At 58.2% G+C, this 14,985-nt stretch carries 6 protein-coding genes; all 6 read right to left on the reverse strand.

The features are described 5' to 3' along the window. Positions 1-6: 6 nt before the first annotated feature. The 6 genes from MKX70_RS26955 to MKX70_RS26980 are packed head-to-tail and all read right to left on the reverse strand — an operon-like array spanning position 7 to position 14,787. Positions 7-5,295 (reverse strand): type I polyketide synthase, encoded by a 5,289-nt coding sequence (locus MKX70_RS26955; protein WP_340841228.1) that lies wholly within the window; start codon positions 5,293-5,295, stop codon positions 7-9. Between the two features lie 4 nt (positions 5,296-5,299). Beyond that, on the reverse strand, positions 5,300-6,049 hold the full coding sequence (locus MKX70_RS26960) for a polyketide synthase (protein WP_340841699.1): 750 nt from the start codon (positions 6,047-6,049) through the stop codon (positions 5,300-5,302). A gap of 5 nt (positions 6,050-6,054) precedes the next feature. Continuing rightward, complete coding sequence (locus tag MKX70_RS26965; RefSeq protein ID WP_340841229.1) at positions 6,055-7,317, reverse strand: hydroxymethylglutaryl-CoA synthase family protein; 1,263 nt, start codon at positions 7,315-7,317, stop codon at positions 6,055-6,057. Between the two features lie 19 nt (positions 7,318-7,336). Next, positions 7,337-12,760 (reverse strand): AprA-related methyltransferase, encoded by a 5,424-nt coding sequence (locus MKX70_RS26970; protein WP_340841230.1) that lies wholly within the window; start codon positions 12,758-12,760, stop codon positions 7,337-7,339. Between the two features lie 3 nt (positions 12,761-12,763). Then, complete coding sequence (locus MKX70_RS26975) at positions 12,764-13,531, reverse strand: enoyl-CoA hydratase/isomerase (RefSeq protein WP_340841231.1); 768 nt, start codon at positions 13,529-13,531, stop codon at positions 12,764-12,766. Next, a complete protein-coding gene (locus MKX70_RS26980) occupies positions 13,528-14,787 on the reverse strand; it encodes a hydroxymethylglutaryl-CoA synthase family protein (protein WP_340841232.1) in 1,260 nt (419 codons plus the stop codon). Before MKX70_RS26980 ends, MKX70_RS26975 begins: the two co-directional genes overlap by 4 nt. Positions 14,788-14,985 lie beyond the last annotated feature (198 nt).

Genomic DNA, 14,985 nt, shown 5'->3' on the forward strand with positions numbered 1-14,985 from the left:
CCTCCTTTAGGCGTACGATTCCCAGATGATCGGTTCGCTCTCCTCTTCACCCGGCTGCGAATCGTCAGTCCCCTCAAGCCCGGTGGTGGCGCCCGGCCCTCCATCCGGCTCCATAGCCGGCAGCGGCAGCGGACGGCGGAGCGCATCCGGCCCGCGAAGCTCCTCCCAGCCTTCGAGGATGATATGCGCGTTCGTGCCTCCGTCCGCAAAACAGTTCAGCGCTGCGGTACGGGGACCCGCCCACTCCTGATGCTCCCTGCTGAAATAAAAAGGCGAAGCGCCGATATCGAAATGCTTCATCGGCGTATGGCCGGACAGGAACGGAACATACCCCCGGCGGTCCAGCATCAAGACAAGCTTAATCAAGCCGGCGATGCCTTCTGCACACAGCGGATGTCCAATGTTGGGCTTGGCAGACCCGATGCAAAGAGGCGGTCCGCCTGCCTTGCGGTACACGGCTTGGGTCGCCTTCAGCTCCAGCAGATCGTTCACCTCCGATCCTGACCCGTTCGCTTCGATGTAGCCGATCTCCTCCGGCTGCTTGCCGCTCCGGGCCAGTGCCTGGCGCATCACTTCTGTCTGCGCCGTATAATTCGGCGCGGCCGGTCCCGCTGTCCGTCCGTCATTGTTCACGGCAACTCCCTTAATGACCGCATAAATCCGGTCTCCGTCTATCAGCGCTTGCGCTACAGGCTTAAGCAGTACGATTCCTGCTCCTTCCGACAGCACCACGCCACTCGCTTTCCCGTCGAAGATATGGAATTGCGGCTCAGGACTCAGGATTCCGCGCTGCCGGAACAGCCAGTGCGATTTATCGGATACGAGCAGACTGACACCGCCGACAAGCGCGCATTCGATCTCGCCGGCAAGCAGTGCCTGTACCGCCACGTTCAAGCCGACGAGCGCCGACGAGCAGGCCGTATCCAAGACCACACTCGGACCCCGAAGGTCAAAATATTGCGAAATGTTAGCCGCCAAATAGTTCGTTCCGACCGCCAGAATCGGATTCCGGGCCTGGAGCAGGCTGGCTTCGTCCGGCTCATGCCGGCTCCGCGCGCCGATATAGACTCCGATGCTGCGCTCCTTGATCTCCTCCGGCACATAGCCTGCATGATGCCATGCCTTCAGGCTCTCCTCGAGCAGCAGCAGCGCTTGAGGGTCCATCGCGTTCGCGTCTTCCTCGGACAGGCGGAAATGTGAGGCAGGCATCGTGCGCGAACAGTCAAGCAGCCCTGCATAATCAGCTGCTCCACCCGTCCAGTTATCCCGGGTTACCGTTCGGATCGCCGACCTTCCCTCTGACAATAGCCGCCAGTAGCCGTCCGGTGTCTCCGCTCCCGGGAAACGGCAGGACAGGCCGATGACCGCGATATCGGCCGGCCCCGTTCCTGTCCTCACTGCCGTGGCAGGAACGGGGTCTGCCTTTGGTGCGGGAGTCGGTTGAACCGGCTGCTTCTCCCGGCCGTTTAGCGTCGCTCCGAGAATACCCTTGTCCTTATCCGAAGCTTCTTCTTCCGGATTCGTTGCTGCCCCCAGGGAGAACGATGCGCCGTGTTTATCCGCCAGCCATTCCGACAGCAGGCGGATAGTCGGATATTCATATAGTACCGACGGGTCCAGATCAATGCCGGCCGACTGCCGTACGGTCCGCAGCACCTGGGCAAGCATTATGGAATCGACGCCGTATTCGGTGAACGGCGTATCGGGATCAAGCCGCGACTGTGCAAGCTTCAGTTCCTTCGCAAAGATGCCGGTCAAGAGTGCCGACGCGGAATACAGAAGGCCTTCTCTCCCGTCTTGTCCGTTATTATGGGCCGTCCCCTGCCGCACAGGCTGAGACTGCGGTTCCCCCTGCCCGCTCCCCAGGCTGCGCAGCAGCAGCTGTTCCGGCTTCCAGCGCTGCGGATCGATGACGGCCGGCAGCACGACCGGTCCAAGGCCCCGGGCTAGAATACGATCCAGCAGCCTTAAGCCTTCGTCATTCGTATGCGACAGCAGACCACTTTGCCGATAGATCCGGCTCTTCACTTCGCCTATGCCCGTTTCCTTCCAATTGGGCCACTGGACGCTGACAACCGGGATTTCCCCGCGCCATGCCTGTGCCGCGTAATCCATATAAGCATTCGCCATTGCATAATCACTCTGTCCGGATGCAAGCGCCGGCACAATGGACGACACGGACGAGAACAGCATGAAGAACTGCAGCGGCTCGCTTTTCATGCAGCGGAGCAATACATCCAGCCCCGCTGTTTTTGGAGCCAGCACCTCCCGGATGCCGCTGCCTGATTTCCGGATAAACGCCGGCGTCTCCTGATCGACGATCCCGGCGCAATGAAGCACGCCGCCGATCCGGCCCCAGGCGGCTCTGACTTCATCGAAGCAGCGGCGTACCGCCTCCTCATCGGTCAGATCAAGGGACAGCACTTTCACCTCGGCCCCCAGTGCCTCGAGCTCTCTTACGGCCCGGATTTTCCGCCCGATCGCGCTGTCTGCATCCGCCTCGTATGCCTCCCACTGCGCCTGGGGCGGAAATGCTTCCCGCCCCGTCAGCACCAGCCGCCTAACACCCCGGCGGTTGACGAAGTGCTTCGCACAGAGCGCCCCTATGCCTCGGGTGCCCCCGGTAATCCACAGCGTTTGCCCTTCCGGAAACGAGGCGGGCGTAGCTTCTCCGCTATCCATAGGCAGCTCACCCAAGCAGGCGCGGTACCGCGTCCCGCTTAGGTAGCGCACCTCGGCCTCCTCACTATCCGCCAGCAGCTCAGCGGCAATCGTCTCAGCCATAATAGGCTCACCGCAATCCGGCCCGAAGTCGACATGCCGTGAACGAAGATGACTGTATTCGCTCTGCAGCATCCGGTACAAGCCGGCCCGCACAGCACCCGGCAGATTGGCCGGGCCATTCTCCGCCTCCAGCCCCCGGGTTACGCAGATCAGCGTCAGACCGTCCCGGCTCCCGAATTCGACCAGCCGCTGAAGCCAGGTTATCCAGTCTTCCGCCTCATCGCTCCGCTGCTTCCCGCAGCCGATTAAATCAATGAGACCCGAATAGACCGCTTGCTCCGGTGCGGGCTTGTCCAGCTCGCCGCGCAGCTGCTCGGGGCCGATGATCCGGGCCGGAGCAAGCTTATGCGACAGCAGCAGCGCTAACGGCTTCGTCTCCTCCGACGCCAGAATGGCGACCGTTCCACGGTTGCTACCCGGCTCTGCCCGGAGAGGGCAAGGCTCCCATTCCTTCCGCAGCATCCGCAGGCTGCGCCCCGCATGCGCGTCTTCGCCATTACGCTGCGCCTCCTGCCGGTGCTGTTCCGCCGCCGCGATGCCCCCGGCACCTTGTACAGGCGGCAGCCAATACCGTTCCTTCAGGAACGGATACGTCGGCAGGCTGATCCTCCGGGGCTTGCGGTCCCCATACCATGCGTCCCAGTCCGCCGCCGCCCCTTGCACCCACAGCTCAAGCGCCGGCTTCGCCTTCTTTTGCCGGATACAGCGGTTCATCAGGGGTGTCAGCTCCTGCTCCAGCAGGCGCCGGTCGGTGAGTGCGCGGCCTGTAATCATACCGTCTCCCCCGCCAGCAGACAGGTAACTGTTCAATGCATCAATAACCGCTTTTCTGGAATCCGCCTGAAAAGCAAGCCGTACCTCCATTGCATCACGGCCAGTCTGCAGCGTATAGGCAACATCGGCCAAATCGATCTGCTCCCGGGAAGCGATCACAACAGCCAGGCTTCGGGCGTAGTCCGCCAGCTGCTCACCGCTTTTGGCTGACAGCACGAACAACGGCTGAACGCCCGTCCCGGCGGAAGGTCTCTTGTCGTTATATTCCTCAAGGACAAGATGGGCATTGGTTCCGCTGAAGCCAAACGAACTGACCGCCGTGCAGCGCGGCGCTCCTTCGCGGCTCTCCCAGTCCTTCGTCTCCGTATTCACATAGAACGGCGAATCTTCGCAGGAATAATGCTCATTCGGCACCCGGTAGTGCAGCGTCGGGACGAGCTTCTTATGACGCATAAGCAGCACGGCCTTCTGGATGCCGGCGATGCCGGCTGCCCCGGATGTATGGCCAATATTGCTTTTCACGGAGCCGATAGCGCAATAGCCTTTACGGTTCGTTCGTTCCTTAAATACGGCCGATATTGCCTCAAGCTCGATCGGATCGCCCAGCTTGGTGCCGGTTCCGTGCATCTCCACATAACCGATGCTCTCCGGATCAATGCCGTATTTCTCATAGATATCCCGCACAAGCTCCATCTGGCTGCTCAAGCTCGGCGCGGTGATGCCGTTCGTTCTCCCGTCCTGATTGACGCCCGATCCGAGAATGACACCATGAATGGAGTCACCGTCCGCCTCTGCGTCTCCCAGCCGTTTCAGGACGATGGCGCCGACTCCTTCGCCGGGTACGAACCCGTTGGCACTGTTATCGAAGGCATTGCACTGCCCGTCAGGTGAGAGCATGCCCGCATCGCACATCGAAACGTACGTTTCCGGGGTCAAATATAAGCTCACGCCGCCGGCCAGTGCCATATCGATTTCCCGGTTCAATAACGCCTGGCAGGCCAGATGAACAGCAACAAGCGAGGAGGAGCAAGCCGTATCAATCGGGATTGCCGGCCCCTTCAGGTTCAGGTAATAAGCCAAGCGGGCGGCCGCTATGGCGTGGCTGCTTCCCGTCGTATGGGCAAAGCCAAAGCCGGAAGACATGTCCGCCTTTCCTCTCTCTCTGCACAGCGCCCCATATTCGCTGCTCATGATGCCGAGATATAGACCGCACTTCATGCCGTCCAGCCGCTGCGGGCTATATCCGGCGTCTTCAAACGCCTTGTACCCTTCCTGCAAAAACAACCGGTGCTGCGGATCCATCCATTCCGCTTCCGTCGGCGATATATGAAAAAAGAGCGGATCGAAATCCGCAAAGTCTTCGAGCATTCCCAGCCATTTGGCATATATTTTTCCTTTTTGAGGATGCGGATTGTAGTAGTTGCCGGTATTCCAGCGTGACGGAGGAATCTCCTTGACGGAATTCCTTCCCGCCGACAAATTGTCCCAATACTGCGGCAAATCGTCAGCCTCCGGATATTTGCCGGACATTCCGACAATCGCGATGGCTTCCCGGCCGGCAACCGTCCGGTCCGCAGGCTTATTCCGCCGCCCGTCTATGTTCGTATACGATTCGGCTGCGGCTGTCTGTCCTTTGCCGGATGCCAGAAGCGCCTTGGCTTCATCCGGCCGGATTTCCTTTCGCATCAGCGCCTGCAATATCTGTTCCGCATTCATCGGCATTCCCTCATTTGCCATAAATTCAATTCCCGAACAAGTTCATAATCCGGTCCCGCACTTCATCCTGAAAGAATGTCTTGGTGTGCATGTCAAGCTCCTGCTGCACCACTTCCGGAAGCTCCCTGCGCAGAGACGCGGTCAAATGGTCTTTGAGCGTTATTAAGGATATTCTTGGTTTCTCCGCTAACTGTCTGGCTACGCCGTACGCATGCTCCAGCACTTCATTCCTTGGCAGTACAGGGAACGGAATACCTCTTCTCTGCAGCTCCGCGCCCCGATAGCTGCCTGCGCTGAGGAGCATTTCCTGCGCCAGGCTCATGCCCAGTTTACGGGGTACGATCAGCGTGGAGCCGAAGCCGGGCGTAAAGCCGTATTTCATAAAATTCGTATTGTATACGCTTTCCAAACTAAGAATGACTATATCTGAAAATAACCCGAGCACGAATCCGCCGCCAATTCCGTGACCCTGCATGGCGGATATCACCGGGATTTTGCAATTTAAGGCCAGGCTGTACACATCGAGATCGGTGAACCGGGCGCGGCCTTCATGAAGGCTTAGCAGTGACTCACGGGTACCCCCGGAGGCAAAGTAGCTGTCGTATCCGGTCAGAATGACCGCTTTGCCATCCGGATTGGCATCGATCTCCGCAAAGGCCGACCGCAGCCCGGCGATCAGCTCTCCGGAGAACATATTCCGGTTAGCACGGTCCTCCATCGTAATTTGGAAAATGCCTGCTTCCGCTTCATCCAGCCGAACGACCGAAAAGAACATTGCCATCAGCCCCCCCAGCTGTATTCTCGGTGATAATCCCGGACCTGCACAAGCTCCAGCCGGCCTTTACCCCGCAGCGCCTGCCAAGCCTCCGGGATCAGCTGTGAATGGGGTTTCGCATTACGGGTTCCGAATTTGATCGCCTGCGTATCCCGCAAGAGCTCATCGTATTCCGCCATTGACAGCGGATAACGTTCGCCCAGCGCCCGTTCGATGCCGAAACGCCGCTGCCGCCGCTGGCCTTCCGCCGTCACGACACCGCTATAAAACTCGGAGCAGCATCCCGAGCCGTAAGAGAAACAGCCGATTCGCCCCGGCGTCTCGAAGCTGCCCTGGTCGATGGTGCCGGCGAGAGACAGAAACAGGGTCGCACCCATAATATTGCCTACCCGCTGGCAATAGCTGATTCCCGGCATGACACGCCGGAGGAAATCCTCCTCGATTTCAGCTTGACCCGCCTTCGCTTCCTTTCGCATCATGGTGCGGTGGGCGCCTTTGACCATTCCGCCGAATGGCGTATGGCTGGCCAGATACTGGAACGTACTCCGGTAATCCGCGCCGATTACCCGCTTTTTGTATTCCTGGAACGTTTGCTGGCAGCAATCCAGGTAGGAGAGCAAGGATAGATCCACATCGCCCGCCTCCGTATCCGGAACAGGGCGGCAGGTATCCATCACTTCATATCCGTAATAACCGTTCGCTCCGATATCGGCTTCGAATACAGCCGGATTCTCGCCGACCAGCACCGCTGCTGCACCCGAGCCACCGCTCGGTTCAGCGAACGACCAGTCTGCCCCTTCAGCCTCGGCAGCGTCAGCTGCCGAGAACCGGGAGATGTCCGTCGCGATCACCAGCGCCTTGGCTCCGGGCGAGGTTTGCGACAATACGAAATTGACGGCCATCTGGAATCCTGCTGTACCGGAATAACAGGCCTGTTTGATTTCGAATAGCCGGCAGTTCCGGCTTAAGCCCAAATAATGATGGATGTAGGTGCTGAGCGATTTGCCGAAATCGATGCCCGATTCCGTGCAAGTCACAAGCAGCTCTATCCGCCCGATCTCCTCCGGTGTAATATCATCGAGGAGCGGTTTGGCGGCGTTGACGCCGAACGTAACTGCATCCTCGTAGGGCATCGCCACCGTTTTTTCCTTCACCAGCAAATTCTCGAACCGGGAGGTGTCCAGGCTGCGGAATTTGGCCAGCTCGAGAACATCCAGGCTGGCTGACCCGCCGTACACATTCATCGCTTCGATTCCAACCGAGACCATCGTATCGCACTCCCATCGTTTATTTTGAAGCTTCCGTATAGCGAAGCTGCTGCAAGTAATGACCGGCTTGGCCGCTGTCGAGCGTCCCCGTGTATACCTTATCCAATATCTCGTCGACCGACAGCTCGGCCTCAGCCGTGCCCGCGTTAGGCGGACCTTCCTTTTCTGCCTGCTTTTCCTGAACGTATTCCGCAAAATCATACAGCGTCGGATAGGCGTAGATTTGGGTTGCCGTTATTGCTGTACCGAACAGGCGGTTAACCGTCTGAATCCATTCCACGCCGATGACCGAATCCAGCCCCAAATCAACAAATTTCCGGGAAGGATCAATCTCTTCAGGCTTCATATACAAAGCTTCCGCCAAGCTTACAGCCAGCTGCTTCAGCAGAACCGACGGCCCTGCGGATGGAGCGGACACCGGCGGGTGAAGGACGGCTTCCTCCTTCGGCAGATCAGCAATACGCCCCTTGGATGATGCGGATATCAGCTGGACCAAATACCCGGAAAAATCCCGTAGTGTCGGATACTCGTACACTTTCGTTGCCGGAATTTTCGTGCCGTACCGTTTGTTAAGGGTCTGAATCCATTCGACCCCGATAATGGAATCCAGCCCGAAATCAACGAACTTCCCGACCGGGTCGATCTCGCTGCGCTTCATGTAGAGCGCCTCAGCCAAGCTAAGTGCCAGTTCTTCCTGTAACACGTGCTCGTTACCGGCTTCGCTCAGGTCCGTCCTGCGCTGCGGTTCCCTGCTGCTGGACGCTCCGGCGGTAGGGGGCAGCAATTCGGAGGAAAACTTGAGCGAGATGAACGGTCTGGAACGGTCTGCCGCTTGTACGGTGCTCTTGGACCCGTATTCGGTTACGGGCCGCAACGCTGTTATCCCCCGCAGCTCCGAAACTTCCTGCGTGCGGGCTTCAGCCGGTGTAGCCGTCTGCGGCTCTACATGCGGCTTTGCCGCGGCCGGAGCGGAGTCCGCCGGATATGAACCGGACTCGTACCCAACCGGTGCAGTGTCCGGCGCTTTCGGCTGCTGCTCCGAGGCCACTTTGCCCCTTCTGTCACCAATCCAATACCTCTCCCGCTGGAACGGGTAGGTCGGCAGTCCAATCCGGGGAACGGGAACGCCGGCGTACATCGCCTTCCAATCGAGATCGTAGCCTGCGGCGTACAGCTCCGCCAACGCATTAAGGCCGTTCTCCAGGGCCGCGCCCCGTACCGATTCTATTTCCCTGATAATGCCTTGTCCCAGCTCTTCGAAGAGCGGTTGACGGCGGAATTTCCCATTCACGCCAAGGTGCCCGGCACTGAAATACCCGCCCGAATCGCGTCCTTCAAGCAGCGCCTCGAGCTTATCCTTCATGTCTTCCCGGCTCTGAACGACGAAGGCGGCCCGTGCCCCTGCGAAATGCTCCCTGCCGTTCAGCAATGCGGCGCATACTTCGGCGATCCGGTACGATTCTCCATTCCGTTCGAGCCATAGCAGTAAAGCTCTCGCCCGGTTCTGTAACGCTTGCTCCGATTTAGCGGAGATGCACAGCAGTGCGTGTGTACGGTCTGGCGGGGACAGAATCTTCCGCTCCGGCGCTTCTTCCACCAGCACATGGGCATTCGTGCCTCCGGACCCGAAGCTGCTGACGCCTCCCCTGCGCAGCGGATGACCATCCGGCAAAGGCCAGGACTGCTGCTCCGAGGCAACGAAGAAGGGGGACTGGTCTAGCGAGCAATGCGGATTCAGCTCATGAAAATGCAGTGAAGCCGGAATACTCCGGTTCCGCATGCTGACCACAAGCTTAAGCAGCCCGGCGATCCCCGCAGCTCCCTCGAGATGTCCGATATTCGTCTTAATCGAGCCTAAACCGCAGTAAGGCTGCGGGGAATCCTCCGTTTTACCGCCGGACAGCCTGGTGAACGCCTCCTTCAAGCCGCCGATCTCCACCGGATCACCGAGCGAAGTGCCCGTTCCGTGCGCTTCGATATAGCCGACCGTTTCGGGAGCAAAGCCAGCCTTAAGAAGAGCGGCGGCTACCAGATCGGCCTGCTTGGCCGGATTCGGAACCGTAAGTCCGCCGGCCTGGCCTCCATGGTTAACAGCCGTGCCTTTGATAACGGCAAGGATGGTATCCTGATCCCGCAGCGCTTGATCAAGCGGCTTCAGCAGCACCATTCCGGCTCCTTCCCCGCGCACGTATCCGTTCGCTTCGGCATCGAACGTGCGGCAGGCGCCGTCCTTCGACAGCATCCCCGCCTGGTAATAGGTGATGCTGTTGGCCGGGTGGCACATCAGATGGATGCCGCCCACAAGTGCCTGCCCGCATTCCCCGTCAGTCATGGAACGTACGGCCTCATGTATGGCTACAAGCGAGCTGGAGCAGGCCGTATCGATCAACAGACTCGGACCATGCAGATTAAAATAATACGAAAGGCGGTTCGGCAGGGCCGCCATAGAAGCGCCGGGACCGTAGTAAACCTCGTGCTTATCCAGCAGCCTCTGATAATCAGAGCCGCTGGCTCCGATAAACACGCCTGTATCGCTTCCGGCCAGCTCCTTGGCCGGATAACCTGCGTGTTCGAAGCATTCCCAGGCAAGCTCAAGCAGCAGACGCTGCTGCGGGTCAATCCATTCGGCTTCCTTCGGGGAGATCCGGAAAAACGAAGGATCGAAGCCCGAAACATCGTCCAAAAAACCGCCCCTATCGATTCCCCTATGGGATTGAGCCGTATCGACGGAATCCGGCCACTCCCATCTGCCGTCCGGCATACGCCCGACGGCGTTTCTTCCTTCCTGCAGCAGCTCCCACAGTTCATCCAGATTGGACACGCCCCCGGGAAACCGGCAGGCGGCGGCAACGATAGCGATACCGTTATCCGGTGCCGCTTCGCCATTCCCGGCAGCAGCTTGACGCAGGTTCCCGCTATCCGTGCAATCCGGAGCATCAACGGGCTTCACTGCGGCAACCTCCTCTTCGGTTTGCGGCTCCCGGGCGGCAGCCTGCTCCTCCAAGTAAGCAACGATGAGCTGCGGCGTATTATATTGAAAGAAAAAGGCCGGCTCCAGTCGGACAGAAAACTCGTGGCTGATCCGTTCGTTCAGCTCCAGCAGATCCGCCGAATCCAGTCCCATCTCCATCAAAGGCTGGTCCATGGAGAATTCTTGACCGCCCCCCAGGACGAGACCGATAACCTTCGTCACGTAGTCGCGGATCAAGCCGTTTCGGGATGGGACATTTCTGGCCGGCTGCGGCATCTGCACTGCGGGTAACGCTTTCACTTCTTCAGGCGAAGGCGATGCTGCATACTTAAGCTTCTGATGCCGGTGCTGCAAATCGTATTCGATCCAGACGCCTTGGCCCTCGTTCGCGGTATCGAGCGGCCGGTAGCCCGGTATCAATTGCTTGATCTCCGCCCCATGCCATTCGTGAAATCTTAAATTCGGGTCCGCCGGGCTGCCATGCTCGTTGCGCAGCCGGATATAATCCTCCAGCGGGACCCCGGTATTCCGCGAGTAATTCTTGCACCGGGTAATGCCTGCTACGGTATGTACTCCGCTAATCAGGCTGCATCGCAGCAGCATAAATTCCAGCAGCCGGTCCCCCAAATTCCGGTGCTGCATCCCGGGCAGAATGTTCAGTCCAAGAAGCTGGACTACCGGTCCATTCTCCTCTTGCAGCTCTTCCAACCGGCCGAAGGAAGCCTGCCTCAGATGCCCGGATGCTCCAATTCTCTGGGAGTACACCGCTCCGGCTATTCTTCCATCCACTTCAAGGACAAGCTGACCCGCCGGGTCCTGCTCCCATCTGCTCCGGATGGAGGAGGGCGGTGTCCGAAGATCCGGCTCCCAGCATGCCTCCTCCAGTTCCTCTAGAGCCGGCATATCGTCCAGACGGGCATACCGGATTCTATAGTCTCTCCGTTCGAACCGGTTCAAGGTAATACGGCCGAAGGGCATCGTCTTTGGGTATTTGCGGAAATAATTAGAATCCGGAAACAAGCCCGCCTCGGATGCGGCCATTAGAAACTGCTCTGCACTTACAAGAAGCTGCTGGGAGAAAGCGTGGTAGGCATCGAAATGCAAGCTTTCGCATTTGCTTATATAATCGCGTACAGTCCGCGTCTCCAGGCCGTGTACCTCCAGGATGATTATACCGTCCTTACCCATGACGGATGCCCAGCGTTCCAGATGCTCCACCAGGCTTTGAAACACGTCGGTTCCCGGAATCTCATTCCCTTCCGAATCGGTATACGGCTGGTCGAAACGGACCCGCGAGCGGGCAGCGGCCGACACCTGATCTGCCGGCGGCAGGTAGGGGCGGTCATGATCGAGAAACGAACGGACATGCAGAATATGCTCCGTGTCCCCGATCCCCAGCTCCCTCAAATCCCGGATCACCTGGGCCGGATCGCCAATATTGCCCTTAAGCACCAGATGCTCCGTCCCCTGCAGGGTCAGGCTTGTCGCGTCCAGCGCCTTCCCGTTATAATCGATGCCGATCAGCTTAAGCGGATATTCCTGCAAATGCCGGCCCCGGACCGTTTTGTCCCGGATGATGGCATGCATCTTCTTCAGCAGGGAGCCGTCCCCGCATCCCATGTCGGCGATATATTTCGGCTGCTCCGCGAGCGGCTCACGGTTGAATATCGCCAGGACAATTTCCTCCATATCGGAGAAATATTTCTCATGCTGAAATCCGCTGCCCACGACATTCAACGTCCGGTCGATATGCAGCTCATGCCCTTCCCCGTCATGTCCGAAGACCGCCCTGGAATCCCCGAACAGAATCTCGTCCATACTCATGAGCATCGGCCGGTAGGCGGCCATCGCCGCGGTAATGAAAATACGGTCCACCATAAAGCGGCCCGTATCAGTCAGGCAATCCTCTTCCTTAACTTGCGCCAGCCAGCCGTGATGTGAAAAGTAACGCTTAATCTCCTTACGGGTGCGCGCCCCCATGTTCTTCAGCAGCAGCGTGTTGCTTCCGTCTTGCCCGTAGCTTAGCTGGCCGTTTTCTTTCAGTGCCAGGAGGAGCGGAATCACCAGCAAGCCGTCCATAAACCGGGCCATGACCGGGTTCTGCATATCCCACTGCCGCTCCGACCGTTCGATCCAATGCTCCAGTGTGAGCTTGGATGGGTTTCTTTTTAAATATGATTTCATCGGAAAAGACAACAGCGGCACGCCTTCCTCCCGCATCTGTTCATGAACATCGGCCGAAGCCGTGCGGATATAAGCATCCCCTTCGCTTCTCTCCACCCAATGCATCGATTCAAGCATGTTCAGCGCGATGCGTAAAAAACCCTTGTTGGCGTTCAGTTTCCCGGAAAGCTCCTGAAAAGAAACCGGGTCCGTCAAGGACAGCTCCGCGAAAAGTCCCTGCTTGCTGCATGCTGCAATGACGGGAATGGCTACATAGCCATTGCTATAATCGTTCAAAATCGTCAGCATAGATTATTCGTCCTCCCAAGGAAATTGTCCCTTCTCCACATAGCGGTAAATCTTCTCCAGATTCCGGGGGTCCGCGAAAATATTCTCGTTAGCCGCCAAAGCTAACGGTTTGGATGTCGTCAATATCCCGCGCAGCTCGTTCATATAGGTTTTGTAATGCGCAATCGCGGGTTTCGGCAGCTTCTTGAGCCGGAGTAAATGCCTGCGGAGCAGCATTTCGCTGTCCGGGCCGTACCCGTCCACAATCCCCCACGCATGCGCTTCCTGTACCGGAATCGGCTTCGTTGTGAGGGTCATGTAATGAGCCTTCTGAAAGCCCGTCCGCCGAATGAGAAACGGTAATACGCAAGCAGGAAAAAGCCCGAACAGAAGCTCGGACAAGCTGAACTCCGCCTTCTCGTCTGCCAGCACGATATCGCAAGCGGCTGCGAAGCCTACCCCTCCGGCGTTCGCTTTGCCTCTGACATGGGCAATCGTAATGAATGGACCTGTCGCCAGCTTCTGCCACAGGGCATACAAAGGCTCCGGACGATTGTCCAGCGGCTCCCCCGCCGTCAGCTTCGCATGTATACCCTTGAAGTCAGCACCTGTGCAGAAAATACCGTCCATACCTTCCAGAACGATGACCGACGCACTTTCCTCACATTGCGCCAGCGCGTGTGAGCATTCTTCGACCAACCGGTCGTTTATCGTATTGCCGGCTTCCGGACGGTACAGCTGAAGATAACAGACCTGCCCCTCAACCCGGACTTTAATCGTGTCATAGTTCATGAGGTCCACCTGTATTCCCGGTGATATTCCCGGATTTCCTCCAGAACGAGGCGTGCACTCCCGCTTACCGACTTCAGTGCGCCGGGCAGTACTTCCGGATCAATCTTCAGATTGCGCGTGCCGAACCGAAGCGCGTTCGCAGGCTGGAACAACGATTCATATTCGTCAATCGATAGCGGATAACGCTCATCGAGCTGTTGGCCGATCATGAAACCGCGCTGAAGCTCCTGTCCCTTAGCTGAAGCAACTCCGCTAAAAAATTCGGAGCAGCAGCCGGAGCCGTAAGAGAAGCAGCCGATTCGGCCCGGCGTATCGAGACTTGCATGATCGATCGTACTCGCCAGCGAGAGCAGTGCAGTCGCGCCCATAATATTGCCTACCCGCTGGCAATACACCATACCGGGCCTAACCCGCCTTTGGAAGTCCGCTTCAATTTCAGGCGGCTTCGCATGGGCCAGCTTCCGCATCATCGACCGGTGGGCGCCCTTCACCATTCCCCCGAAAGGGGTATGGAAAGCGAGATATTGAAAGGTCTCCCTGTAATCGGCTTCCGGCACCCTTTTTTTGTACTCCCGGAATGTCTGCTCGCAGCAGTCCAGATAAGACATCAAGGATAAGTCGGCATCGCCGGCTTCGCTGTCGGGAACCGGGCGGCAGCTGTCCATCACTTCATAGCCGTAATATCCGCTCGCCCCTACGTCGATCTGAAATACATACGGACGGGAGCTGACCAGCACAGCAACAGCGCCGGCCCCGGCGCTCGGTTCGGCGAACGACCAATCAGCCGTCAGCACCTCCCCCGGCTCCACAGTCATGAAGCGGGAGATATCCGTCGCGACAACGAGCACCTTCGCACCCGGTGATGCTTGGGACAGCACGAAGCTGATGGCCGTCTGCAGGCCCGCGATGCCTGAGTAACAGGCCTGCTTGATCTCGAATAACCGGCAGTTCCGGTTCAGACCCAAATAATGATGTATATAGGTGCTAATCGACTTGCCGAAGTCGATGCCTGATTCCGTACAGGTGATAAGCAGCTCAATCCGATCCTTTTCTTCCGGCCGCAACGCATCAACTAGCGGCTTCGCCGCATTCACGCCGAAGGTGACCGGATCTTCGAACGGCAGCGCGACAGCCTTCTCTTTCATCATCAAATTGTCGAACCGGGTTGTATCCAATCCGCGATGCTTGGCCAGCTGCAGCACGTCCAGAAAGGCTGACCCTCCATAGACATTCAACGCTTCAATTCCGACAGGCATTCTATTCTCGCCCTCTCTGCTTTAAGTTTCTTCCTATCTGCTAAGACATATAGCCGTATTCATTCCGCTAGAGCCCGGTCGGGCAGCAGCGCATATGACGAGCCCCATCCGTAACGCCTTACGCTTCCATATCATACTTATGGTGACAGAGCTGCTCGCCTCCTTTCCTTTGGCAGGGCCCCCTTAGGGTTCATTGCC

This window comes from Paenibacillus sp. FSL R7-0312 (genome assembly GCF_038004445.1).
Classification (GTDB): Bacteria; Bacillota; Bacilli; order Paenibacillales; family Paenibacillaceae; genus Paenibacillus_AQ.

Excerpts from the sequence above, each read along its gene's own strand:
- MKX70_RS26975 (WP_340841231.1), bottom strand. The coding sequence starts at position 13,531 with ATGAACTATGACACGATTAAAGTCCGGGTTGAGGGGCAGGTCTGTTAT.
- MKX70_RS26960 (WP_340841699.1), bottom strand. The coding sequence starts at position 6,049 with ATGTTCTTTTCGGTCGTTCGGCTGGATGAAGCGGAAGCAGGCATTTTC.
- MKX70_RS26980 (WP_340841232.1), bottom strand. The coding sequence starts at position 14,787 with ATGCCTGTCGGAATTGAAGCGTTGAATGTCTATGGAGGGTCAGCCTTT.
- MKX70_RS26965 (WP_340841229.1), bottom strand. The coding sequence starts at position 7,317 with ATGGTCTCGGTTGGAATCGAAGCGATGAATGTGTACGGCGGGTCAGCC.
- MKX70_RS26955 (WP_340841228.1), bottom strand. The coding sequence starts at position 5,295 with ATGGCAAATGAGGGAATGCCGATGAATGCGGAACAGATATTGCAGGCG.
- MKX70_RS26970 (WP_340841230.1), bottom strand. The coding sequence starts at position 12,760 with ATGCTGACGATTTTGAACGATTATAGCAATGGCTATGTAGCCATTCCC.